Origin of the sequence: Psychrobacter urativorans (genome assembly GCF_904846695.1) — a bacterium.
Lineage (GTDB): Bacteria > Pseudomonadota > Gammaproteobacteria > Pseudomonadales > Moraxellaceae > Psychrobacter > Psychrobacter urativorans.
Map to the genome: position 1 here is coordinate 1 of NZ_CAJHBR010000010.1, position 24,251 is coordinate 24,251.

At 38.8% G+C, this 24,251-nt stretch carries 21 protein-coding genes, 1 pseudogene and 1 CRISPR repeat array; of the genes and pseudogenes, 7 read left to right on the forward strand and 15 right to left on the reverse strand.

Translation table 11 applies throughout. The annotated features are described in order from the left end of the window. The first annotated feature begins 401 nt into the window (after positions 1-401). Entirely contained in the window at positions 402-743 is a 342-nt protein-coding gene (locus tag JMY09_RS08015) for an IS630 transposase-related protein (protein ID WP_201623079.1), read from the forward strand. Between the two features lie 52 nt (positions 744-795). Beyond that, entirely contained in the window at positions 796-1,308 is a 513-nt protein-coding gene (locus JMY09_RS08020) for a transposase (protein WP_201623080.1), read from the forward strand. Positions 1,309-1,371: 63 nt separating this feature from the next. Here JMY09_RS08020 and JMY09_RS08025 read toward each other — a convergent pair whose 3' ends face one another. Continuing rightward, positions 1,372-2,004 carry a recombinase family protein gene (locus JMY09_RS08025; RefSeq protein WP_201623081.1) on the reverse strand — a complete coding sequence of 211 codons (633 nt, stop codon included), beginning with the start codon at positions 2,002-2,004 and terminating at the stop codon, positions 1,372-1,374. 77 nt (positions 2,005-2,081) lie between these two features. Then, entirely contained in the window at positions 2,082-2,966 is an 885-nt protein-coding gene (locus JMY09_RS08030) for a LysR family transcriptional regulator (RefSeq protein WP_201623082.1), read from the reverse strand. Between the two features lie 162 nt (positions 2,967-3,128). Between JMY09_RS08030 and JMY09_RS08035 the strand changes: the two genes are divergently transcribed. Both JMY09_RS08035 and thrH read left to right on the forward strand, forming a co-directional pair. Continuing rightward, a complete protein-coding gene (locus JMY09_RS08035) occupies positions 3,129-3,737 on the forward strand; it encodes a LysE family translocator (protein ID WP_201623083.1) in 609 nt (202 codons plus the stop codon). A gap of 11 nt (positions 3,738-3,748) precedes the next feature. After that, positions 3,749-4,393 carry a bifunctional phosphoserine phosphatase/homoserine phosphotransferase ThrH gene (gene thrH / locus JMY09_RS08040; protein WP_201623084.1) on the forward strand — a complete coding sequence of 215 codons (645 nt, stop codon included), beginning with the start codon at positions 3,749-3,751 and terminating at the stop codon, positions 4,391-4,393. A gap of 155 nt (positions 4,394-4,548) precedes the next feature. Here thrH and JMY09_RS08045 read toward each other — a convergent pair whose 3' ends face one another. The 4 genes from JMY09_RS08045 to JMY09_RS08060 all read right to left on the reverse strand — a co-directional run bounded on the left by JMY09_RS08045 (position 4,549) and on the right by JMY09_RS08060 (position 8,082). Continuing rightward, complete coding sequence (locus JMY09_RS08045; RefSeq protein ID WP_201623085.1) at positions 4,549-5,004, reverse strand: hypothetical protein; 456 nt, start codon at positions 5,002-5,004, stop codon at positions 4,549-4,551. A gap of 177 nt (positions 5,005-5,181) precedes the next feature. Further along, positions 5,182-5,661 (reverse strand): hypothetical protein, encoded by a 480-nt coding sequence (locus JMY09_RS08050; protein ID WP_201623086.1) that lies wholly within the window; start codon positions 5,659-5,661, stop codon positions 5,182-5,184. A 204-nt stretch (positions 5,662-5,865) separates the two neighbouring features. Continuing rightward, the gene (locus JMY09_RS08055; RefSeq protein ID WP_227677234.1) at positions 5,866-6,954 is read right to left on the reverse strand and encodes an MFS transporter; all 1,089 of its coding nucleotides are present in this window, start codon (positions 6,952-6,954) and stop codon (positions 5,866-5,868) included. Positions 6,955-7,119: 165 nt separating this feature from the next. Beyond that, positions 7,120-8,082 carry a DMT family transporter gene (locus JMY09_RS08060; RefSeq protein WP_201623088.1) on the reverse strand — a complete coding sequence of 321 codons (963 nt, stop codon included), beginning with the start codon at positions 8,080-8,082 and terminating at the stop codon, positions 7,120-7,122. A gap of 170 nt (positions 8,083-8,252) precedes the next feature. Here JMY09_RS08060 and JMY09_RS08065 point away from each other — a divergent pair, with 170 nt between their 5' ends. Further along, the gene (locus JMY09_RS08065) at positions 8,253-8,771 is read left to right on the forward strand and encodes a MarR family winged helix-turn-helix transcriptional regulator (RefSeq protein ID WP_201623089.1); all 519 of its coding nucleotides are present in this window, start codon (positions 8,253-8,255) and stop codon (positions 8,769-8,771) included. A 380-nt stretch (positions 8,772-9,151) separates the two neighbouring features. Here JMY09_RS08065 and JMY09_RS08070 read toward each other — a convergent pair whose 3' ends face one another. Continuing rightward, positions 9,152-10,075: a LysR family transcriptional regulator gene (locus JMY09_RS08070; RefSeq protein ID WP_201623090.1), complete on the reverse strand. Its 924-nt coding sequence runs from the start codon at positions 10,073-10,075 to the stop codon at positions 9,152-9,154. A gap of 95 nt (positions 10,076-10,170) precedes the next feature. Between JMY09_RS08070 and JMY09_RS08075 the strand changes: the two genes are divergently transcribed. Together JMY09_RS08075 and JMY09_RS08080 are read left to right on the forward strand one after the other, a co-directional pair. Next, positions 10,171-10,740 (forward strand): DMT family transporter, encoded by a 570-nt coding sequence (locus tag JMY09_RS08075; RefSeq protein ID WP_201623091.1) that lies wholly within the window; start codon positions 10,171-10,173, stop codon positions 10,738-10,740. 436 nt (positions 10,741-11,176) lie between these two features. Further along, a complete protein-coding gene (locus JMY09_RS08080; RefSeq protein ID WP_227677235.1) occupies positions 11,177-12,079 on the forward strand; it encodes a lantibiotic ABC transporter permease in 903 nt (300 codons plus the stop codon). Positions 12,080-12,211: 132 nt separating this feature from the next. On the opposite strand, the gene JMY09_RS08085 is transcribed toward JMY09_RS08080, so the two are convergent. The 8 genes and pseudogenes from JMY09_RS08085 to JMY09_RS08120 form a co-directional block, all read right to left on the reverse strand. Continuing rightward, positions 12,212-12,844, reverse strand: coding sequence for a recombinase family protein (locus JMY09_RS08085; RefSeq protein ID WP_087040287.1), 633 nt, complete (start codon positions 12,842-12,844; stop codon positions 12,212-12,214). Positions 12,845-12,961: 117 nt separating this feature from the next. Then, a complete protein-coding gene (locus JMY09_RS08090; protein WP_201623092.1) occupies positions 12,962-13,255 on the reverse strand; it encodes a hypothetical protein in 294 nt (97 codons plus the stop codon). A 260-nt stretch (positions 13,256-13,515) separates the two neighbouring features. After that, positions 13,516-14,016, reverse strand: a complete 501-nt coding sequence (locus JMY09_RS08095) for a hypothetical protein (RefSeq protein ID WP_071002016.1) — start codon at positions 14,014-14,016, stop codon at positions 13,516-13,518. Between the two features lie 332 nt (positions 14,017-14,348). Beyond that, complete coding sequence (locus JMY09_RS08100) at positions 14,349-15,116, reverse strand: hypothetical protein (protein ID WP_201623093.1); 768 nt, start codon at positions 15,114-15,116, stop codon at positions 14,349-14,351. Between the two features lie 213 nt (positions 15,117-15,329). Beyond that, positions 15,330-18,677: a tyrosine-type recombinase/integrase gene (locus JMY09_RS08105; protein WP_201623094.1), complete on the reverse strand. Its 3,348-nt coding sequence runs from the start codon at positions 18,675-18,677 to the stop codon at positions 15,330-15,332. Beyond that, on the reverse strand, positions 18,664-21,189 hold the full coding sequence (locus tag JMY09_RS08110) for a site-specific integrase (protein WP_201623095.1): 2,526 nt from the start codon (positions 21,187-21,189) through the stop codon (positions 18,664-18,666). Before JMY09_RS08110 ends, JMY09_RS08105 begins: the two co-directional genes overlap by 14 nt. Then, positions 21,186-21,695, reverse strand: coding sequence for a hypothetical protein (locus JMY09_RS08115; protein ID WP_201623096.1), 510 nt, complete (start codon positions 21,693-21,695; stop codon positions 21,186-21,188). The genes JMY09_RS08110 and JMY09_RS08115 overlap by 4 nt, the downstream gene beginning before the upstream one ends. Positions 21,696-22,218: 523 nt before the next feature. Further along, positions 22,219-23,985: direct repeats of the CRISPR family, unit length 28 nt; unit sequence TTTCTAAATCACCTATGCGGTGATGAAG. A 44-nt stretch (positions 23,986-24,029) separates the two neighbouring features. Further along, a pseudogene (locus JMY09_RS08120) lies at positions 24,030-24,149 on the reverse strand (type I-F CRISPR-associated endonuclease Cas1f); the annotation flags it as partial. Positions 24,150-24,251 lie beyond the last annotated feature (102 nt).

The window sequence follows — 24,251 nt, forward strand, 5'->3', positions numbered from 1 at the left end:
CTGATCTCAATCCCATTGAAAAGAAATGGGCACAAGCAAAGTTTCTGCGCCAAGGATGGATGGAGAATAATCTGCCTAAACTGTTTCATGATATGGGCTGTATCGATTTTATAGAGACTTGACTATAGCATTAGCTCTTTGCATATTATTTTTTCCACCTATGATAGTTTATTACTTCGTTGACATAAATGATTATGTCGACAACTATATTGATACTTCTGAAGTGTTTGAAATAAATAATTTTTCTTACCTTGGTAGTGAAATAATCGATGTTCCTTTTTGGTATCGTAAAAAAGTATAAAAAATAGAAAAAAATGCGGTTTATTATAATTTGTACTATAGTCAGTCTTTTATAAATAAGATACAATACTTTTAACATAAGCGAAGTAGCAGAAGAATCCATGACCTATTCAGCAGACTTTCGAGCGCAAGTGATCAAAAGTGTCAAAAATAAAGACATGACTATTCGTGAAGCCTGTACTTTCTATAATATCAGTAAAACTGCATTACAACGCTGGCTGAAAAACCCAACTATCAAACAAACGCGGGATAAACCACCCAGTAAAATACCGAATGAAGCACTATTAAAAGACGTTGAACAGTATCCAGACGATTATATGTATGAGCGAGCACTGCGTTTGGGTTGTAGCAAATCGGGCATTGAGATTGCCTTAAAGCGTTTGGGTATCAGTCAAAAAAAAGATATTGGAACATCCAAAAGCCTGTCCGATAAAAAGAGCTAAGTATCTGAGTAAGCTTGATAGTTTAATGCAGGAAGGCTATCCCATTGTTTATATGGATGAGAGCGGCTTTGAGGCTGAAACTATCAGACCTTATGGCTATGCACCAATCGGTAGCCCTTGTATTGATCGCTACAACTGGCAAGCCAAAAAGCGAACTAACGTCATCGGTGCTCTGTATGAAAAGATGCTATTTGCGCTTGATTACTTTGAACAGAATATCAACAGCCATATATTTTATGACTGGTGCAAATTCACGCTTATTCCAAGTCTCAAGACTAAATGCGTGATTGTCATGGATATGAGCAAGGATAAAGCAAAGCACTGCTTTGCCCGAGCGCAAGGCAAGAGCTGTGCTCGAGTGACTCAGTTTCATAAAAATAAACGTATTCAGAGATTACTGAATAGACATGGTCATCGTATCCTTTGGCTACCACCCTACAGTCCTGATTTAAACCCTATCGAGAAAAAGTGGGCACAGGCTAAGTTTCTACGACAAGGGTGGATGGAGAATAACTTACCTAAACTCTTTCATGATATGGGTTGTATCTCTTTTATTCTGGATTGACTATAATAAGGCTCATTAATCAATTAATAGACTACTCATAGTAGACTGCTGTAGTGGAACCACTTAATGAGCAATGATAAGTTCCAGTCTTTCCTTGGCCACATCAGCGATCAGATTTCGCGAGCACTTGGTCATACCTTGTATCTCAGAATAGCTATGACCTGATTTGAGTAGACTAGCTATGATCTTGCGCTTTTCAGTATCTTTCTTACGTCCTGAATACTTACCTTCTGCCTTAGCACGAGCAATACCTTGCATCTGACGGTTACGGCGATCCTCATAGTCTTTTCTAGCAATGGCTGCGAGCATATCCAGCATCATTGAGTTAATGGCCTGCAATACACTGCTCATAAACTCAGTGCTGCTTTCAGATTGAAGCGCCATATATGAGGTCGGCAGCTCTTTTGATACGATAGATAGCTTTTTTTCTGATAGCATTCTTTTGAGCGTATCCCAATCAGCTTGGTTCAAACGCGCTAAGCGATCAATCTGCTCAACTAAGATCACATCGCCCTTATGAGCATCTTCAATCAGCTGCATAAGCTTGGCTCGCACCAAGGTAGCTCCTGATTCGTTTTCGATATAGAAGGCGGCAATCTTGTGGCCATGATCGTTGGCAAATGCTATGAGCTCGCTTTTGGCACGTTTAGCATCTTGTTCTTTGGTAGACGCTCGTAGATACGCTCTGATAAACATAAACACCTAAAATAGTCTGTTTTAAGTGGTCTCTTAATAGGTTTAGAGGCTAAACAACTGGTTCCCTTGGGGTATAGTCATTTCAGAGTTTCCACAAACTGCATTTTGCTATTCAGCATCTCTTTTTTTAGCCAATTTTTAAACACTATCTTTCTCTCATCTTCGTAAAAAGGGTAATAAGACAATAAGTGATAAGACGAGCTGTCTGCCACGGGAGGATGGATTAATTCTAAAAAGTGATGCGAAAGTTCCTTTTCAACCATAAATATGGAAACAATAGTGGTTCCCAAACCAGCTAGACACCCCTCAATACATAAGTAAAAGTGCTCTAACACCATGGGTTCGTACGATAAAATCTCACTACTGACCAACTTAGACTTATTTATATGATGCCAAAAATTGGGTCGAGAAGAACTCAGTAATAGGGTATTCGTTTGCTGAGTCTTAGGATTGCGGACAGCGACTATGTATTCTTCAATAATTTTCTCATGAAATATATTCTTGTCCCATTCAAAATCATTTCTACGTAAAGCAATATCGATAGATTTCTCTTGAAAGTCTACTGTTCCACCATCCGTCAGTAATACAATTTCAAACCCATAATTTAATGAATTAAATTCAGCCAAACGCGGTATCAACCATTTCATTGAAATAGTAGGTTCACAAGAGAGTACCAGTTGTTTTTTTCTATGATCTTGCCTCGTTAGATCCACAAGACAGTCATCTAATTTTGCGAAAACTTGCTGACAACAAGAAAAAAGTAGATTGCCATTGGCTGTGAGTATCAGTTTCTTATTGACTCGATTAAATAATGGGATACCTAAAGCATCTTCTAAATTCTTAATCTGTTTACTCACAGCACTTTGTGTCACAAACAGTTTCTGAGAAGCAAGTGTTACACTATTGTGCTCTGCAACGTAATAAAAGAACCTTAATGAATTCAACGATATTTTTTCTATCATGCCAAAAACTCATAGATGATGATGTAATAAACTCAATTTTAGTTTATCTATAAATGTAGGAGAATACACTTAAATTAATGATATAAGAACCGATATATAAAATATTATTTGTTTGAATACAGACACTTTATATGTTGGTTTATCCTTTACCGAGTTGACCAAATGACAGAATTTTTTACCGTTATCATGATTACCATTCTTGCTGTAATCAGCCCTGGGGCTGATTTCGCTATTGTCACTAAAAATAGCTATCTATATGGGCGTTCGGTCGGTGTGTTAACGGCTATTGGCATAGCATTAGGTGTCTTAGTACACGTTACTTATACGTTAGTAGCCGTTGCAATTGTGATGAAACTTGCGCCAAATTTTTTAACGATCATAAAATATCTTGGAGCCCTTTATCTGATTTATATTGGTTATAAAACATTCACACAGAAGCCTGTACATGACGTAGGCGCTTCTGCCCGCATTAGTTCTGGACAAGCATTGCGATACGGTTTTTTTACCAATGCTTTGAATCCCAAAACCACCTTGTTTGTCATTAGCACGTATACGCAGATTGTTAGCGCCAGTACCCCAAAGTCTATATTAATCGGTTACGGCTTGTTTATGTCTGTGGCTCACTTCATATGGTTTGCTTTAGTGGCTTTATTGTTCTCTCAACGGACGCTAAGAGAAAAAATGCTACAGCAGCAAGTCGCAATCAATCGTGTCATTGGTTTTATATTAGGTCTGTTAGGCGTGTTCTTGCTCTTTGCAAACTTAAACTAGAGGCATTAAACATGAACAAAGTTGCTTTTATCGATATGGAAGGGGTTTTAGTTCCGGAGATATGGAAGTTCTTGGCCAGTCAGCTAAACATATCTGAGCTGAGCATCACTACAAGAGAGGTAGAAGATTACAAAAAATTAATGCTATATCGCATCGATATTCTGAATAAAAATCAGATTATTCTATCACGAATCCAAGATGTTATTAGTCAGCTTAACCCCTTAGAAGGCGCAATAATTTTTTTACAAACGTTAAGGTTGAAGGGTTTTGATATTCAGATTGTATCTGACTCCTTTCATGAATTATTAGAAGGCTTTTTGCAAAAGCTAGAAGTTCCGACAGAGACGGTATATTGCCATCGTTTACAAGTTGATGATGACGGCTATATTAAGAAAGTGATTTATAGTCGTCAAGAAGGTAAGCATGAGATTATAGAAAGATATCCTTTTGCTTTAGATAATAGTATTGCGATAGGTGATGCATTTAACGATTTCACTATGCTAAAAGCGGTCTCTCAGGGGTATTTGTTTTCACCTTCCAAAGAGGTATTAGACAAATATCCACTTATATTTAGTGTCGTAAATAATTATCAAGAAGTTATTAATATAATTGATCTATTATATCAATCTGATAGACATAAATTTGGAAAATTTTAATCTAGCTACCTCTAAGATAGATTTCTTTTCAGATGCCTACAACGTTGCCAAGAATAGTCTGGCTATTTCAGTAAGTCAAATCGTCGATACCATTAGCTCATAGCTAAAGATTCAAGTCCTCACTAGGGTACCGCTCTTGTTTCAATAAAAACAAATTATTTATCCCTTACACCTCGAACTTCTACCCTCATAAACTTATCAAGTAAGCAGTGAGAAGGCCCTTGAGTGATAAAATTACCAATATATTTTTTTTCCAAAGGCCGCGCCGAAACATCTCCGGTTTCTCCTATATTGTACACTTCTTTATTCACCGTTATTTGAGCGTCACCTTTTGTATATTCCGTATATTTCGCTGGAAGTACAGGCGTATAAAGCTCATTATCTGTCTCAAATAATAAACAGTCGTTTTGCGTAACAAACTTACCTATTAAAAAGTATTCGACGGGTAGGTGATATCGTGCAGGGTCATCATAGTAAGTAAAGATTCCGCTAGGTATAGTGGACTGATCTATATCAGGCTCAGTTTCACTGTTATTGTCTTTCATGTTGCTCGTTGACGCACAGCCAGTAAGAAGAAGAGCTATAACCATTGAGCTTAATATTTTATTCATCAGTTAAACCTTTTAAGTTGAACTTTATTTTCTTTATTCCTGATTTATTAGCGTACACCTAGGGTTGCACCTATTTTCAGAAAGGTAGTCAAGAGCAGATAGATATAAGCTTGTAACTCCATTGGTCCCTGTATAACGCACTAAACACGACTATAATATGTATTTTTGGGTAGAGTGTTAAAACGTCTGTTTATATAAATGAAGATCAGCTTCAGGGATTAATTTAACACCAAATGAATCCATATCCACAATATAACCCTTATCTAGACAAGAGCCTTGGTAGTCTTGAGGCGTATCTTGAATACCACCTCCTACTAAAACCAATTGACCCGTCTCTACATGAACATTACCCATAGTAAGCACCTTCGTTTGAGGATTCCATTGTGTGTATTTATAATTCAAAATAGGTGTGACTAATTTGGTGCTATCCTCACTAAAAAATATGAGGCAATTATCTTCTTCACTGATATAGAATCTACCAACTACCCCAATTGCATCACTTGGCAACGTCCTACCTTTTCCATCCAGCTCTTCGTAGTTTTTATATTTAATAGAACCTTTTAAAAAATGCTTATTATAAGAATAAGGCTCTTTGCCCTGCCCATCATTTAACGTGGGTGTCGTTAGCACGTCATTAATCATTGATGACGTATTCATACAAGCTGTTAGATTTAAAGTAACTGACGCTAAGATTGGAGTTAGTAGAATAAAATATTTTGACACGTATAAGCTCCTAAACTTTTAAAATAACTCAGAATCCGTTTTAGTCTCAACCTTACCATCAAGCCCCTTCAGTAAGTCTGCCATTAAATCTTTATCTCCCTGGCTACTCAAAAAATTTAATAGTTTGTTAGCGGTATACTAATAATGAACTATAAAATCTCGTGGAGAGAATTTATTACAAATAGTGAATAACAGTAAAACCCCAATAATCATTCCAATCCACGCTCCTGTTAAATCACTTGAAGCATCAATTAAAACACCTGCCATGAACGGGAATGCTGAAGCAATTAAGTATCCACCACCTTGCACAAAAGCTAATAAAGTCACTGCTTGTTTGGCGTTAGAGGCGTAATCAAGCGCTGTGATTAAAGATAAAGGAAATAAAGCACCAATCCCTAGCCCTAAAATTATCACAGTTAAAAAAGCAAGCTTCGAGGGGATATAGATAAGCAATATTAAACCAACTAATATGAGCGATAGAGTGACAAATAATGGCTTTCGGCGATCGGTGAATTTTTTGATAAACATAGAAATTAAGATGCCAGAAATTACTTCTGCCACCGTTAAAATACTTAGTAAAGCGCCAGAAGCATCTCTACTCCACCCAAGCTGAGTGTAATTTAACGGTAACCAAGCTAAAACTAATGTATACGCGCCTGTACCTATACCAAAGAAAAGCATTAACAACCATGCATTTTTGGATTTTATAGGTAGAGGCAAATAACCGTTTCTACTGCTTTTGATATGTGGCATAGCAAAGGAGAACAGTATAATTGCCAATATGGCAGGGATAGCCATAATCGATAAAGCGGTATTCCATCCAAAGGCTCCTTCTAGAGGAGAGCTTGTAGCAGCTGATATCGCAGCCCCAGCCATAATGCCTGTTGTAAACAACCCCATAAAAACGCTAGCACTGTCTGGCGCAATTCTTTTTAAATAGGCGGGCATTAGAGTTTGGATGATTGCTATACCAATGCCTCCAATGAGAGAAGTCAGCAATAGAAGTAATGTAGAGTCAGCAAAAAATCGGTAGCCACAAGAAAGTGCTATCGCCAACAGGCCAATTAATATACCTACATACTCGCTTACTCTAGATTGAATTCTAGGACCTAAAAGTGCAAAGCAGCCCATCATTGCAACTGGTAAAGTAGTCAATAATCCAGCAGTTTGATTATTGATTCCTATAGCGTCTGCTAAAACGGGTATGATTGGAGATATGGAGGCCATAATAGGCCTAAGATTAAGACCTACGAGTATTATTATGGTGATTAGTATCCATTGGTTATGACTAAACTTACTCATTTCCTACCTCACTCTCTTGGTTATATGTCTTTTTTAGTTATGAGTCGATGCATCATTACGATTTTAAAAGAAAAATCAAACTTCTTAAATTCAGGTATTATCAGGCACTTTAAGTCTTCGTTCCGATCGTGCCATCATTTTCATGCCACCCCATGTAACAAGTGCCACACCGAGTGCAATCAAAGATGCACCTAGAATGAGTCCGTCCGGTGGAGACTCACCTTGTAAAAAAACAGCGACAGGCACACCTACAATTGCTCCAACAGATCCTAGTAAGCTTAGTAAAACCGGGCCACCTGTTTTTTGAAGTAGAAATAATAATTGAAACTGACCAGCGAATATGAAGGCCTGTAAGATAATTAAACCAAGTGGCAGGAAACCTCCCAGTGGAACAGTAAGTGAGAAGTTCGGTAAAAGGCTTGTTGCGCCCAGTAAGACTACAGCCGCAATAAGCATGCCTGGAGCAAGCGCATTGGGAGACGCTCCTTTCGGCCAACGCAATGTACGATAGAGATTGCCAATAGCGAGCAAAACAGGGCCACAGAGTGCTATCAAAATCCAAAACACACTGGCGTCTGGTGCAGAAAATTTACGGGCAGCTAGCACACCTGCACCGGCAAGGGCAGCTGCAACCCCAAGAGCTCGAACCGTCTGAAATCGCTCCATTCCTAACGCTAGCGCCCCAAGATAGGTGAGAAGCGGTGGTAAGGATATAATTAGGGCTACAAAACCGGCACCGACATGGGGAATAGCGGAGAAGAAAAGTAAGTTAGAGCCTGCAACGCTGACCAAAGCAGAGATAAAGTAATATTCAAAGCTGCGTTTATTGAGAGGTGGAAGTTCATGGCGTAGTAACGCAATGACCAACAAGATCGTGGCAGCACCAGCAATTGACCAAAACAAAAAGGCAAGCGGAGATAAACCGATTTCACCCGCATATTTTGCCACATTGGTAGAGATACCAAGCAACGCGCCTCCAACTAGAAGACAAATTAAAGGAACTAACCATACGCTTCTACAAGGAGAGCTATTTCGCTCTGTAAACTTAGTCATATAATATCCTAACGGCCGAAAATGACCTTAATGTCAGAATACCATTTAATATCTTGATGTCAAGATAAAAATATTGCTATTATTATTGTCTATGAGGACTTGTTAGTAGAAATAGACGTTTTAATATCCCCAAAATCATAAAGATTTTGATCGTAACGAGGAGTAAATCAATGCAAACTGAAGGATGTATACAAGAAGATGCGGTACAGAAGATTATTAGTCAGTGGCAAAACCAAGGATTTGCTACTGATAGTTTGTTGGCAATGGAGACTATGGGGCGTATAAAGCGGTTAGAAGTGATATTAATGCGAAGGCTATCTGCTAACTATAAGATAAACTATCAAATATCACGTTGGGAATTTGATGTGTTGGCGACATTAAGACGCACAGGAACCCCATATTTAATGAGCCCAACCGTTTTGTTTGATAGCATGATGGTTAGTTCTGGAACGATGACCAATCGCTTACAACATTTAGAAAAGAAGGCGCTCATTGAGCGTATTGATAACCCAGAGGACAAACGGAGTTTATTAGTCAAACTGACTCCTAAGGGTCTTGAGTTGATTGATAGAGCCGTCGCATCACATGTGCAATTGCAGAATGACTTGATGATTGATATGAGTGAGGAAGAGCTACTTATCATTAATTTATTATTAAAGAAAATTGAGAATAAACTTCCTATTGTTTAGATAAAAAATGTCTTTATATAGAGATAAATAATATATATAGCAATAATAATCGAAAACAATTGAACTTATCCTCAAAAAGCTTACTTAATATACATTACAAGTAAATCGTAATTCCATAACTTATGGAAGATATCAATATCAGTAGAATACAGCCTAATATACAAGTCCTCACCAAGGTACCGAACTTATTGAATCAGTTCAGCAATTATCAGCTCATTACATTGGTCAAGTGGAATATACAGTCATCGAAATATTAATGTTATTGTCTAGATGTTTAATAGAATAGATCAAAAAGCACTATGAACACATTGATAATCAACAGGCTATTATTGACAATAGGTATACGTTGTTAAATTGATTAATTATTCTAGGTGGTTCTGCTAACTTTTTTCGTTAAGCTCTGAATTGAGCACACTAATAATTAATTGCCTCAGCCAATTATGCCCCGCATCGCCCTCACGGCGTTGATGCCATAGCAATTTAAAATCGAATGATTCAATTGGAAAAGGCGGTTCGAATATTTTAACCTGTGAGTCGCCATCAGTCAGATCAAAGCTACGCCGCGCCGCTGTCAAAATCAGGTCAGTACCAGCCACTAATTGATTAGCAATTCCCCAATGTGGCAAAGTCATTACAACATGACGACTTAATCCTGCGCCACTAAGTGCACGTTCAATCTCATTATTGGCACCTGACTGCATCGCAACGAGAATATGCGGTCGAGCCAACCAACTATTCTTATCGACAGTACCACTCTCTGGCAAAGTGTTTTTGTCTGCCAAACAAGCAAAAGACTCAACAAACAGGGTGTGCATACGAAGCGCTTCTGGCACTTTGTCTGGGAAGACGCCGAAAGCCATGTCAGTTTCACCATCGAACACATCCGCCATCATCGCTTCGCGGCTTCCTTGACTCACCTCAAGCTCAATACCAGGCGCAAGCACTCTTAATGATTTCACCAAATCAGGTAGCAATACCCGCGCGCCATAGTCGGACATAGCCAGACGAAATACTCGCTTCGTACTGAGAGGGTTGAATTCAGGTGTCTCAATCAATGCACCAAGCTGCTCTAGAACATCCGTCAATGGCAGAATCAACTCGCTCGCTCGCGAAGTCAATTCCAATTTTCCCGAACGTCGAACCAATAGAGGGTCATCAAATATGGTACGTAAATGGGCCAGCGCGTGGCTAACTGCCGGCTGACTTTTATGTAACCGCAGAGCGGCTCGTGATACGTGCTTTTCCATTAATAATGCGTGCAACGTCACGAGCAAATTAAGGTCGATACGTCTTAAGTTATTCATATGACGAATAGTGAAGTAAAAAAACAATAATTTCAATTCAAATTTTTAATATGAAATAATTATTCCAGGAAATTAAATAAATCTGGAGCAAACGTATGAATCTATCACTTACTGGTATCTCTTTTGCCATTATCGCCATAATTGCTGGTGCTTTAGTCCCTCTCCAAGCTGCGAGTAACGCTGAATTAGGCCGTGCCCTTGGCCATCCTCTTTGGGCGACAGTAGTGTCGTTATTGGTGAGTGTGCTTATAACGATACCTGTGATTCTCGCTATGCGTGTCCCTGCGCCAATATTAGGAGAAATCGGACAATTACCAATGTGGGCATGGTTTGGTGGCATAGCTGGCGTCATCTATATTACATCCGCATTAATTCTTGTCCCTCGTTTAGGCGCAACTCGCTTTATTGTTTGCGTGATAGCGGGTCAAATGCTTATTTCATTAATATTGGACCAATACGGTCTTATGAATTTACCGGTGAAAGAAATAAATGCTGGGCGTTTAGTAGGTGTTACTTTTGTTCTACTAGGCATGATTATGGTGCTGTGGCTTACCCCTTCATCTCCCAATCTAGGCGATGTTAAAGCTGACATGACTGGCAATGTAAATACCATAGAAAGTAAGCCTACAAGCAGTGTTAAGCCTGTTTCTCATTTTGAGAGTTAGTGATTCATAGCTCAATGTATAAGCAATGGGGATTAAGTGCTTAAATGCCATTTGGTGATTTTATTGAGCTTATAAAAACTAATAGAAAGTCTCATTTGAGCATACCTATGGCGAACCAATCAGGTGCTTTCACTGATTCGGTACCCTAGTGAGGACTTGAATATTAAGCTGTCGGCTAATGGTATCAACGTTTTAACTCGCTAAAACAGTCACAGTGTACTTCGTGGTGTACTTACCATACATATTCTATCTGTGATCGATGCGCTATACAGGCATCAATGTGGTAGGTATATGAGACACCTCGGAATTTTAATACTCTCTAAGATTGTTGGATATCAAACAATCCCAGCGTGGTTCAGCATATGTATCAAAAAAACATTTTTTATTAGGAAAGGCCATGCTTCTTAGTTTTATTGCGCGCCATAGCACATTAATTATGCCAGTTTGTGCAATTATGGGCTTTGTTTTTCCAAACTTATCCAATGCAGTATTGGTATATTTACCCCAAATATTGTTCTTCTTGATGTTTTTTACTTTACTAGGCATTGACCAATATGCACTTTTAAAGCGTATAGCGACAAGCTATGTATGGGTTTTTGCCTTGTTACAAAGCGGGGGCATGAGTCTAGCTTTAATAGTAATTGCTTATGCACTCGGTGTACGTGGCGATTGGCTATTGGCGATTGCAGGTCTTGGTGCCACTGCCCCATTATTCGGTAGTGGTGCGTTGGTCAATGCGGTGGGATTTGATGCACAACTGGCGACGGCAAAAACTATCGCTGCTACGCTCGTTATGCCCTGTACATTATTAGGCGTATTATGGCTATTAGGCGATGAAAGTTCGAATTTAGACGTTGGTCTTTATGTCAAACGCTTGTTAGTTTATATTTTCATGCCAATGGTGCTAGCTGTGGGAGTGCGTCGGTTTGTTCCACCTGCTATTTTGTCACGTTATTATCCCAAAATTGGGCAGTTTAATATTTTACTGCTGATGTTGTTTCCACTGGGACTGATGGCAGGATTTCGTACTACGTTTGACCATAATCCCTGGCAAGCGTTGTTATTACTAGTGCTAAGTTCGGTATTGGCATTGGTGTTTTATTTTACCGCTTATATAATATATCGGCGTTTTGGCTATGAGAATGCTATTGTCGCGGCGCTGGTATGTGGCGGACGCAATGTATTACTTTCTTACACCATAACTGTACCCTTTATGGGTGCGGTGTTTCTACCGTTACTGGGTGCTTTTCAATTACCAATGTTTTGCTTACCCTTACTGGGCAAATATATGGCAAAACGCCATACAACTAGGCCTATGGATTTAAAATCAAGTTTTTGAACAGCCAGACTGTTAATAGATGATTTATCGTTTAAAGGATTTATTTTTTGAGTATATCCCAGCGGAACCATCTAAAAAGGCTCATTAATCAATTAATAGACTACTCATAGTAGACTGCTGTAGTGGAACCACTCAATGAGCAGTGATCAGTTTCGATATTTCCTTGGCCACATCAGCGATCAGATGCCGTGAGCAATTGGCCATTTTTTGAATATCAGAATAGCTATGACCTGATTTGAGTAGACTAGCGATGATCTTGCGCTTTTCGGTATCTTTCTTACGTCCTGAATACTTACCTTCTAACTTAGCACGAGCAATACCTTGCATTTGACGGTTACGGCGATCCTCATAGTCTTTTCGAGCAATGGCGGCGAGCATATCCAGCATCATTGAGTTGATAGCCTGCAATATACTGCTCATAAATTCAGTGCTGCTTTCAGATTGAAGGGCCATATAGGAGGTCGGCAGCTCTTTTGATACGATAGATAGCTTTTTTTCTGATAGCATTCTTTTGAGAGTATCCCAATCAGCTTGGTTCAAACGCGCTAAGCGATCAATTTGCTCAACTAAGATAACATCGCCCTTATGAGCGTCTTCAATCAACTGCATAAGCTTGGGTCGCACCAAGATAGCTCCTGATTCGTTTTCGACATAGAAGGCGGCAATTTTGTGGCCATGATCGTTGGCAAATGCTATGAGTTCGCTTTTGGCACGCTTAGCGTCTTGTTCTTTGGTAGACGCTCGTAGATACGCTCTAATAAACATAAACACCTAAAATAGTCTGTTATAAGTGGTTCCATTATAGCAGTCTGTTTTAAGTAGTCTGTTAATAGGTTTGAAGGGTGAAATAACTGGTTCCCTTGGGGTATAACCCAATCGAACCTATTGAAATAGCTCATCTAGTTTTGCGACAGCATCATCATATTCTTTGCCTGGATCTAGAAATGCTGTTTTAAATGAATAGTAATCTGCCAAAAACTCCAATGAGCATCCGCCTAAAGATTTTGCTTTTTCCATAAGCTTCATTCTAGAATCAAAAGGTATATACCATGAGTCATCTTCTAATAAGCAATTAACTAACATATCGACATCGAAGCATTCTTCTACTGCTTTATCAAATTTACTGAAAACATCTCTCCATGCCCCCATATCTGTATCTACTTTTGCTTCAGACATTTTCCTAATTTGAGTACTAATGCTACAGATATTCACTTATACCTCTACTTAAGTTCCAGAAAATAAATATCCAAACATATCTAGAATATAGCTTAAAGCACCCTCAACATAAGCTACGATGGAGAGATTGCAAAAGCTAACTTAATAGTTTTCAATCAATGACCTCATAGGTATTAAGATTATATCTGAAACCTACTGTTCGATGCCTGTATAGCGCACCGATCCTGAATTAATATAAAATAATGCGACTTTTAGGAATGTTAGGAGTCATAAAGCTCAATTTCACTCGGTAATGTTTGTTCAAAAAAAATAACAACTAGATCAACTCCTTCTCCAGCTATATAAACCACAAAATCCCTATCTGGATATGTTTTTTGTAAGTGAAGCTCCCAGTTGTCCTTGATTAAATTGGCTAAGTTTTCTATGGTAGAGTCTGAAGTATTTTCAGAAGTATTCAAAAATATATCTGCAATACTACACATATTTATTTGTGCTTGAGCAATGTGTAAATCTTTGCCTTGTAATAGCCATGAATCAAAACGTTGACATATAGACTGTTTTTTATTTTCATTTTTACAACGTATTACACAGCCTTTATATATAATTGTTCTAGGTGCTAGTACTGTAATAAAGAGCTCTATATCTTCCGGATAGATCTCCCAGCTAATATAGTCGGAAATATCATCTTCTGAATATTTTTTATCATTGTTTTTCTCATTATTATCCCATTTTTCATACCGCCAGTTAATTATGCGATTCATAACCTTCTCCACTTAACTTTCTATCTTTTATCAAGATAAGATAAGCTCTATCCTGAAACCTCAAACGATATTGGAAATTGATTTATAGTGCTTGTAACTGATATCAGGTAGTTAGAATGAGTACTCCATCGCTTAATCAGTACACTGTGAAGTACACTGCTGTTACTCCAACAACTCGAACAATCGCTACCACTAGCCTACAGCCTTATGTTCAAGTCCTCACTAGGGAACCGAACTAGTGAAAGTACCTGATTGGTTCGGTATAGGTAGAGCTTAAAAAAGCCACATATATTAGACCCTGAAGAATCTAAGAAATAACCGTTTTTTGAGGCCTACTGTTGATTTGGTTTTTGTACGTTGGGCATATTGTCATAACACTTAAGAAGCGTCTGTTCTGGCGTTAAATTTTTATCATTATGCCAATATACTATTTTTAACCACATAGCCGCTGTAGAGTACTGACCATAGCCTAGCCATGGGTGATCTTCTAAATTAGCTACCAATAACTTTCTACCTAACTCAATCATAGTTGCATCATCATGAACGGGGTTTAACTTGTTCTGACAAACTAAATAACCATAGTCTCTAGGTTTTATCACTTTTGTTTTTAAAGAAAATTTTTTCTGCCCATGATACTTCTCAAATTCATCAATCCCAGCTTGATAATTTTCTGCTTGAATACATAAGGCTAAATAGTCATCTAAAGCATCGGTTCTAAACTTTCTTTTTTCATACCAATCTCCAGACACATAGTTATCAGCAAAAATAGTTCTAGCATGTTGCCAGTCTTCTTGGCTGTCTACGCCTGTATATAGCCATTTTGCAAGTGCTAGGTGTTTATATAGGTTATATTTGTGGAAAGTTGCACTTTCATAAGGACCATCAAAAACCTCATTAGTGTCAATAGCCATTTGCATCCACTCAATACGACTGGGTAGGATAACCTGAGTTTCTGGTTTTAAGCCGACTATCCAATAACCAATAAGCATATTGATATTGCTCAAAGCAACATTACCCATCGGTCTTTCTGCATCATACTTCGTATCGATTAAGAAATCGATCATTGCAGTTTCTCTTCGTCTCACTGGATTGAATAGCATGCGTTACTCCAAATAAATATTATCCAGTACTTTACTTTTAATACCTAGGAACAGTTTACGACCTTAGATCACTACCTTTCACTATCTGAAATGGGCGGTACAAAACAGTAAAAAATCCCGACTGTTCTCATAACGGGCATTATGGTAAATAGGTCTAGACAATAAAAAGCCAATAGTATTGGTGTTTTAAAATATAACTACTAAGCATAATCCTCAAATTAATAAAGTATCTATAATAGATAGAGATTGATCAGTAATCAGGATCATATGTACAAAAAACCGTAGTAGCGGCGAGTATTGCCATTTGTTCGTTTGATCTCTAGGATCTCGGCTAGCAATACCGATATGAATAGCTTCTATTGAGTTGTTAGACTGCCGCTTAATGTCTTGATAATCGTTAGGTGATACATTTTTCATCAACAAGGCTTCGTTGCTACTCGTCAGCCAATGTTTCAAAGGCAGCAGTTTCTCAGCAATATCAATGAAACGCTGTAACTCTTTCTCATCTCCTTTCCTGAATGATATGTATGATTTGCTATTAGATAGTTTTTGACGACATATCTTAATGAACCAAGCCCAGTCATTCCCTGATTTTTCTTGTAAGCCATACGCATTATTTAATAAAGAAGATAGTAATCTTAAGTCACTTTGATATTGGATTCTCAGTGGACTCAGTACAGGGGTATTTGAATCTGATAGCTTAACAAAGCGAGGTTTGCTACGTTTGGTAGTGATGTCGGCAACCTCGCGGGCACGTTTTATTAAAATGTTTGCATCGTGAATAGAAATATTTGCTAATTGGGCTGCCTTACTTAATGGAACCTCTTTATCATAGGTTTGTAGTAGCAGCTGAACCCGGTTTAGACCATAACGACCAAATAACTCATGAGTAGCTGCTGGCTTAGCATTCAATACAGGTTGAACGTCACATTTTTCGATCGTAAATCGCGGTGACTTGCGTTTGCCCTCTATAATATTTTTAAATAAAAGTGTACGCATGCTAGGTATGCTGACCATGTCATTAGCAGTAATGTCAGCATTATCTTTAATCCTTCTAGGAGAAAGTTCGGTAATGTTACATAGTGTTTGCTCAGGTATTCTGATGTCAGCAGCACTTAAAGCATAGGTCGCCATTAGCGTGGCAAAATGGTTGTAATACTCAAAGCTACGCTCAGGCGACAAGTGCCCCATAATACCTGATAGAGCGTACCAGCGATCTTGTGCATCTATATGCTCCCCGAGTAGGCCATGCTTTATACGCATTATGTCGTTTTTGTCATAATCGGTTAGTGCCTCTATAAGATCCGGATGACCTAATAGCGCTAAAGATAGGTTGCTTACTGCCGTATGCCTAAACCCATGAAAGGTATGCTCTGCCGCATCATCATCTGCCGATATGTCTTTTAAGACTCGTTTGAGTAACTGTAACGGAACATGATCACTAATGGGACGCTGATCTGATGATAAAGTAAAGATAAACTTGTTTGAATTGTCGCCGATATTACTCTGTACAAAGTTAATAAAGAAACTCAGCTCGTCAGGCTTGAGGAGGGCAAATACGGCAATACGGCGAATACTACTTTGAGTCTTGGTTGAACGGTAGCTATTGGGTCTGATCACAACTGACGGTGTGGCTGCCTTTAGACCTTCGATGTCATTATACTTAAGTCCCAACAGCTCTTTTTTACGCATGCCAGTACGATAAACTAAGATAAATAAAAGCGCGAACATTTCTCGCTCCAATATATCTACAGACCTCAGTATCTGAGTGATGATTGCTTGATATGCTTGCGGTGATATCAGCTCTGCACGTACACGCCGACCGTTTTTGGAGTGTTGAAAGTTCACAGAGGGTAGGTTGTATTTGCTCTTAGCAAAGTTGTGCATATTCTGTAATAAATTAGCAGAGTATCCAATGTCAGTATTGTTACGCACGACCGCTTTGTATTCTAAAATGTCTTCATAAAGTTCCTCAAACTCTTCCTCTGACCAAATATCAAGCGGCTGCGCTGTTGTGAAATATAACCATTCATAGCCTATGGTTCTGATGTATTTCAAAATAGACTCATTACTAAGCGATTTTGACTCATTTCGATTGAGTAAACTTAGTACCCAGTCTAATAAAATCTTTTCACTTAAGTCATCATATTGCTCATAGCGTTTTTGTACTCTTTCGATAAGGGTATACGACGTTTGATTGAGTTTTTTCTTTTTTTGTTTTTCATCCATTTTGAAGTCTTTAGTGAGATTCATAATCAAATCAGACTTTCTAACCTCTATCTTTTTGTTAGAACTGCTAGGCGTCTCTTTTTGATTAATAGAGTTTTTGCTGATAGACAGCGTCAAGATATGTTCTAGATCATACGGCTTCTCTTTATACTGATATTTCTGGTTCAAAAACCGATTAAAATCCTGCGTGCTCAGTCCAGCAGTGTTATGCATACCTCGCAGCACCCCAACTGAGGCATGGTCAATGTCAGCGCCATCGAGTATCTCCCAGTGATAACTGGCGTAATATAAAAACCTTGAAAAGGGGAGAGGTGTTATATTTAAAGGCTTGGTCACATCAGACAAAACTACGGTCAAGTATTGCTTAATCTTATCTGATGACAGCTCGGAAAGTGTCCGCTTGATCTCTGCTTGATCGCTGTTTTTATGGTAACGCATCAGCCAACATTGGCTGACCACATCTACAACGATTTGCTTAGTGTTATAAAGCTTGTCACTGCCTTCTTCACGCTCGTTACCATAACGTTTTTGAGCAAAGCGTGGTGAGATCACTATTCTTTGATGGATAAATGGTTGATACTTTTTAGCTAGTAATGATGTAAGCCACCCTTGGAGCATTTGTTTTTCGTTAATGCCACCATACACAATCCCTGAGAATATAAGCCAGCCTAAGATCTGTTCTTGGCTATAATCAGCTGTTTGGTTCCAGTGATGCTGTACTGCGCGAATAGTTTTGACCAGTGACTTGCCATTTTTGATCCAGTCGTTATTAATAATCAATGGATTGAACTTTGTGGTCTGAGGCGCGATTATCTTAGGATAATAGTATTTTGCAAGTATGTAATGTTGGTTTTGATAATCAATAAACTGACTGACAGTTTGCCATGCTTGTTTTAGTGTTTTGGTTGTTTTATAAGCTTGAGAAATTTTATTTTGAATGATAGCTTGAAACTCATTAAACCCCTCACCAGACAAAGGTCTTAGCTTTTCATAAAAGTCATGCTTACATTGGCCTAATGCTTGGCTCCAAAACAGCCATAACAGGTCAATATCATCGCGATTGCTTGGTATGGCTACAAAAATACGATTGTCGGGCCAAAGTACTTGCTTGTAATGTTTATCAAAACACTTAATGAAATTAATATTGCCAGGATAGGTCCTTTGTAAGGATTCCCACTCGGTCTGTAAGTCAGCCCATAACTCTATTTCACATTTCCCAGACTTACGACTGTCTTCAAGTTTTGAAAGATAAGGCACGTAGCGCTTCTTTCTACGATCAAACTTTGCTAAGTCATCAATAATTTTTGGTAAGCGTAACTTATCTATTAGCATGGTCTACCTCTGCGGGGCTTATACCAACATGATTTGAATTATGGTAATTGTCAATTTTTATGTCGGTTAGTCCTAGCTGTTTAGCTATCTGCTCAAACGCGGATGCTACACGCTTAATATCTGCTTTACTACTCGATGAGAAGCGCCCCAATACTTCTTGACGGGCTTTTTCATGGCCAATAACCGTGTTAATCAGCGATAAAGAAACGCCAAGATTTTCAAGCTGAGTACGTACAAAATGACGTGTCCAATAGGGGTTAGCATCAATGATGTGTTTGGTCATATGATACGCATCACCGCGCTTAATATCCTTTAAGGTATTAACCCTCTCAGACAAAAGCTTCAATAACGCCTCATCGTTACCTAAGCGAATATCGTCAATGGTGGCGCTGGTGACATGATTTGATTGATGCTTCGCCTGATAGTCAATCAAATACGCTCTATAATCTATTAAATATCTTACAAGAGTAGAGCATAGCGGTATCAGACGATCACTTTTGACTTTTTTAACTGGCTTGTCATTGATAACTAGCCAACCAATTTCGAGATCTATATTGTACGTTTTACCAAGCCCGTTGTTTGGTCGCACGCCGGTTAAAAGGCAAAAGATAAACCATACAAAAATACTGGTTCGATTAAAGTGATCCTCATCATTTGTACTTTGATCTGCCCAGACTTTCATCTCATTCATGATATTGTGGACGCTCTCAGTTTTGAGCGCAAACCCTGAGCCTACGGTATATTTATGCCAAGGGGTGATATAAGTTAAGACAAAACTACTTAAGCTACTCAATACGCTCAGTGCTGATTTGTAGTGAGCAATAAGTGCTTCGCTAGTATGGCTACTGTAATACATCGCTGGAGCATGTGGCGCTGGCGTACGACAGATGATATCGGCAATATGCCGATGACAATCAGGTGTATAACGAGAGAGCACGACATGTAGTGCGGTCTCTATACGATTGACGGACAGGTACGGCAATCCAAGGCTGCTACGCAAGTTAGCAAGATAAGCCGTAAAATCCTCTTTTACCGGCAAATCGCAAGCAAGCAAATTACCTATCAGCCACAACGGCAATGGAACTTTGATGGTATCAGAATGATTTTCATAATTCCTTTCGGCCAGCGTTTGGCTTGTGGACCTTTTGGTAATACCTAAGCTGTGTTTAAGGTAATACCTTTTACCCTCAACATTAAAAATACCAGGATGACCGATATAGCCGGGTATTAGTAAGGACTTAACTGGCAGTCCGGTAATCATAGATAATAGTAAAATACCCGCACAGGTTTTATGAGTCTCTGATTCTGGTAAGGTGCTTGCATCTTGGTTGAGCGCCGCAAATAGCGCTTGGTAGCCGGCAAGGGAGAGTAATCGCGTGTTGGAGTTGAGCGCAAGATCGCGCTGAGACATATAGTTTTGCTGTAGCGATAAGTCGATAATTTGTAGCGGTATAGAGTTTTTGATTAATGGGTTTGGATATTCACCATAGCTAATAAAGGGTGTCTCATAGTGGTCAATAAGCTCTTCAAAGCTGGTGGTCAACCCTTCATAGATTTCGGTATTAGCTTCTAAAAATGCGAGATCTATGGCGATAGCGCTGTGTTCTATATCATCACGCGTGTTACCCCATGCATCATTGCTGGGCGTAGTATTCCAGTTGTGACTCGTTGCAGTGGAGTCTAAGGGCAATCTCGATGTATTGTCTGCTAAGTTGATAGCTTTAATCTTAATGTTCTTAGGTGGCTTCTTACGCTTAGGTTTTGGTGTGTGTAAGTCATGTGCGTGTTGATAGGCAGTCGTTATTTTATCTATCTGGCTCAGTTTTGCTTTTGCATCAGACTTATTCTTTTTTGCTTTCTCCGTCAGTTTGGCTTTTTCATCAGGTTTATCTTTTATCCCTTTCTTTTCTTCGGTATGAGTAGCTTGCTTATTATTTAGCAATTCAAACTCACTTTTTTTCTGTTCTAATATACTATCGAGTACTGATAATACACGCTCTATACTTATCTCAGTTTGGGCGATATCAGGAAGTGCCTGCCACAGCCATTTGCGCCTAGGAGACGCTGAGAACTGCGCCATTTTAAATTGCATGAGTACATTATTGGTATGAGTTTTTTTATCTTGAATGATAAGTAAAGCTGCGGAGTGCATCGCTATGGATAACCAAACTAGCTGTTGCACTGATTGACCTAACTGCTGTTTGATGACGATATCCTGCATCAGGATAAGCAGCTGCATCATCAGTGGTTTTTGTGCTAAGTTCGTCCGATTGATCTGCATATACTGATCGGCAACTGGTCTATCTTGTAGTGTTTGCACAATAGTTTCTGATAAATACTTAATTGCATTATCATTGCGCTCATAACTGTCATGTACTGCGATAACGATGGTAGAGATTGCCTCTACAACAGATTCGGGGTAAACAAACGCTTTATCACTCTTTAAGTGACCAATGGTCTTTGCAGACAGCCATTGTTCCTCATTGGGCGAGGTGTCATCATTTTGAGTCATAATAATATTCCGAAGCGACGAGCATGATAGGTCTGCTCACTAATATGAATAAGCTCACAAAATTTGGTGACGGCAAAGATATTTTTGCCAAATAATTTTTGGTTTATCTCTTGATCCAAGATCTCGTTTAGCTGCGCGTGAATGAGCTTGATATCTATTTTTTTGTTGTATTTTGCGATGAGATCAATGAGCTCGTAAAAACTAATGTCAAAATCAAACTGATTCTTCGATATATATTTCACAGCTACTTCTTTTCTTAATACATCAAAATCAATATAAGGGCTTTTTGCTATATGAAATAGCTCAAAGTTATTGACTAAAAACCATTTTTTATCATTTCTAACAAAGGATGAGGTTCTAGAGCAGGCAACGCTCTGTTCATACCTTAAAGCTTCATCATTGATAAATGGTCTAATGTGATAGGTATAAATATCAAACAAGTCAATAATGTCTGGATAAATAAGAACTGGTGTTGTCTGTAGTTTGGCGATCGACAGTGATTTCATATTGTACTTCCCACTAAGATAACGAGTTGGTTAATTGGTCGATACGCCTCGTTCATTGACCTCTACTCATACCTTACGATGAGTGGCTAACAATTAAAACCCACTTTACTAAGAATTGAACCAAAGTCATGAAATACACGACAGTACGTGACGCCAGATCATATTTTTAAGGCTATGTAGACAAAAGTTTATGATAATCATCTTTGAAGTGCTTCAGGAGTTAACTAGAGTTGGTAGGGATTCGGACGGGCATCGTAAGCAGAGAAGTCGTTTAGGATGAGGGATGCAATTGGCTAAGTGCAATCTATGTACTGCCTACCAGATTGATACTCTCATTCGATTTTCTAAGTCACCTATACGGTGTATCCAATATTAGCATTTGAACATGAGCATAACTTCTGAAAATTCTATTTAAAGAATTTTCCTTGCGCCACTAAAATTGGCATGCAATTTTTTAACGCGGCTCATAAGTCACCTGAGCGGTGATGAAGAATCCACTCTAGCATGAATGTCTCAGTGTCTTTTTCTAAGTCACCTGAGCGGTGATGAAGGGTGCTGAATCAAGCGCAATTGGGTCTAATGATTTCTAAATCACCTATGCGGTGATGAAGGTGACAGCAGGTACTAGTATCAGTGCTGGTATTTTCTAAATCACCTGAGCGGTGATGAAGTGTGGTGGTAACTGCTTCAAGTATCTGTATCGTTTCTAAGTCACCTGAGCGGTGATGAAGGGTTCGCACGATAGGCCGCAGATATAATCGATTTTCTAAGTCACCTGAGCGGTGATGAAGGCATAAGCGTAAATATTGAGTCGCCCGCTACTTTTCTAAATCACCTATGCGGTGATGAAGAGATAAAGATTTGGTGCGAATTAACCAATAAATTTCTAAATCACCTATGCGGTGTTGAAGGATTGTGTTAATACAAGATCTCTAGCAGCTACTTTCTAAATCACCTATGCGGTGATGAAGATAGCAAGTACGGCAGTAAACATTCTTATGACTTTCTAAATCACCTATGCGGTGATGAAGCTGTTATTCGGTGAGCCTGCCACATCGTTTGTTTTCTAAATCACCTATGCGGTGATGAAGGCTTATCATCTGCTACAACCTTACCGACGAATTTTCTAAATCACCTATGCGGTGATGAAGTGTATGAGCTATGGGATGTGTACACAGTCAAATTTCTAAATCACCTATGCGGTGATGAAGATAGAAGCAGAGCCTACTCAGCAAGGGATCAATTTCTAAATCACCTATGCGGTGATGAAGTTTCTTCGTTTCTTTGCCATGCCCCTGTATAATTTCTAAATCACCTATGCGGTGATGAAGATTAATATTAATATTCTTTTCTGTCTCAACAGTTTCTAAATCACCTATGCGGTGATGAAGGAAAGAAATTAAGAGTGATCATAGTATGGACATTTCTAAATCACCTATGCGGTGATGAAGAAGTTCACCGCGTCATCAGCATTCACTGCATTTTTCTAAATCACCTATGCGGTGATGAAGTAGAGCACTAACATGGCAAAACTCAAGATACTTTCTAAATCACCTATGCGGTGATGAAGGTTTCGTTTTGTCCCAGCTCTGTGATGCTGTTTTTCTAAGTCACCTATGCGGTGATGAAGAGCTAAAGCTTCTATATGCCCTACCTTGTAGCTTTCTAAGTCACCTATGCGGTGATGAAGCCAATGCTGATAATATCTTACGTGAAGCATTATTTCTAAGTCACCTATGCGGTAATGAAGGCCTGTAAAGGCGGTTACAGCATCTTTCAATTTTTCTAAGTCACCTATGCGGTGATGAAGATAATGTGTCAGCTAATAGTGCAGGTGTTGTTTTTCTAAGTCACCTATGCGGTGATGAAGTTTAGAGTGACGTTTTTGTTTGCATCAGTAGTTTTCTAAGTCACCTATGCGGTGATGAAGCAAACCTCTTGAAATACTTAATTATCTTTAGCTTTCTAAGTCACCTATGCGGTGATGAAGAGAACGCTCAATGCGAGTCGTTGATGTCGTAATTTCTAAGTCACCTATGCGGTGATGAAGAATGGGCATGAATCGTGAGCAGTCATTAAAATTTTCTAAGTCACCTATGCGGTGATGAAGTAGCGTAGAGCCTGTTGTGATTTTTGACGATATTTCTAAGTCACCTATGCGGTGATGAAGTTTTAGCTAACACTGGTATATTTTCAGCTAATTTTCTAAGTCACCTATGCGGTGATGAAGTAAGTGATCTATATTTACTACCACTATTAACATTTCTAAGTCACCTATGCGGTGATGAAGTAGCAATGGGTTTGATGGGGGTTATAATTGTATTTCTAAGTCACTTTTTGCATTACCCTACAATGAGAAAGGTAGTAGATATTGGCACGTTTGGAGTGCAAAATAGTCTTTAGATCAGAGGACGCGAAACTATTGTCAGTATAGGCGTTGCTAGGTTTTGCCATAGTAGTTCCGTCCATTGGAGTTATTGTAGAGTTTAATACCAATTTACTTTAACCGAACTATGTTGGTAAAACAATATATATAAAAGTCTTTACGACAACGGA

Bases quoted from the DNA above. Each gene is read 5' to 3' on its own strand.
- JMY09_RS08115 (WP_201623096.1), bottom strand. From the start codon at position 21,695: ATGAAATCACTGTCGATCGCCAAACTACAGACAACACCAGTTCTTATT.
- JMY09_RS08065 (WP_201623089.1), top strand. From the start codon at position 8,253: ATGCAAACTGAAGGATGTATACAAGAAGATGCGGTACAGAAGATTATT.
- JMY09_RS08075 (WP_201623091.1), top strand. From the start codon at position 10,171: ATGAATCTATCACTTACTGGTATCTCTTTTGCCATTATCGCCATAATT.
- JMY09_RS08105 (WP_201623094.1), bottom strand. From the start codon at position 18,677: ATGCTAATAGATAAGTTACGCTTACCAAAAATTATTGATGACTTAGCA.
- JMY09_RS08050 (WP_201623086.1), bottom strand. From the start codon at position 5,661: ATGAATACGTCATCAATGATTAATGACGTGCTAACGACACCCACGTTA.
- JMY09_RS08015 (WP_201623079.1), top strand. From the start codon at position 402: ATGACCTATTCAGCAGACTTTCGAGCGCAAGTGATCAAAAGTGTCAAA.
- JMY09_RS08030 (WP_201623082.1), bottom strand. From the start codon at position 2,966: ATGATAGAAAAAATATCGTTGAATTCATTAAGGTTCTTTTATTACGTT.
- JMY09_RS08070 (WP_201623090.1), bottom strand. From the start codon at position 10,075: ATGAATAACTTAAGACGTATCGACCTTAATTTGCTCGTGACGTTGCAC.
- JMY09_RS08025 (WP_201623081.1), bottom strand. From the start codon at position 2,004: ATGTTTATCAGAGCGTATCTACGAGCGTCTACCAAAGAACAAGATGCT.
- JMY09_RS08060 (WP_201623088.1), bottom strand. From the start codon at position 8,082: ATGACTAAGTTTACAGAGCGAAATAGCTCTCCTTGTAGAAGCGTATGG.
- JMY09_RS08035 (WP_201623083.1), top strand. From the start codon at position 3,129: ATGACAGAATTTTTTACCGTTATCATGATTACCATTCTTGCTGTAATC.
- JMY09_RS08100 (WP_201623093.1), bottom strand. From the start codon at position 15,116: ATGCTATTCAATCCAGTGAGACGAAGAGAAACTGCAATGATCGATTTC.
- JMY09_RS08020 (WP_201623080.1), top strand. From the start codon at position 796: ATGGATGAGAGCGGCTTTGAGGCTGAAACTATCAGACCTTATGGCTAT.
- JMY09_RS08090 (WP_201623092.1), bottom strand. From the start codon at position 13,255: ATGTCTGAAGCAAAAGTAGATACAGATATGGGGGCATGGAGAGATGTT.
- JMY09_RS08080 (WP_227677235.1), top strand. From the start codon at position 11,177: ATGCCAGTTTGTGCAATTATGGGCTTTGTTTTTCCAAACTTATCCAAT.
- JMY09_RS08085 (WP_087040287.1), bottom strand. From the start codon at position 12,844: ATGTTTATTAGAGCGTATCTACGAGCGTCTACCAAAGAACAAGACGCT.
- JMY09_RS08045 (WP_201623085.1), bottom strand. From the start codon at position 5,004: ATGAATAAAATATTAAGCTCAATGGTTATAGCTCTTCTTCTTACTGGC.
- thrH (WP_201623084.1), top strand. From the start codon at position 3,749: ATGAACAAAGTTGCTTTTATCGATATGGAAGGGGTTTTAGTTCCGGAG.
- JMY09_RS08055 (WP_227677234.1), bottom strand. From the start codon at position 6,954: ATGGCCTCCATATCTCCAATCATACCCGTTTTAGCAGACGCTATAGGA.
- JMY09_RS08110 (WP_201623095.1), bottom strand. From the start codon at position 21,189: ATGACTCAAAATGATGACACCTCGCCCAATGAGGAACAATGGCTGTCT.
- JMY09_RS08095 (WP_071002016.1), bottom strand. From the start codon at position 14,016: ATGAATCGCATAATTAACTGGCGGTATGAAAAATGGGATAATAATGAG.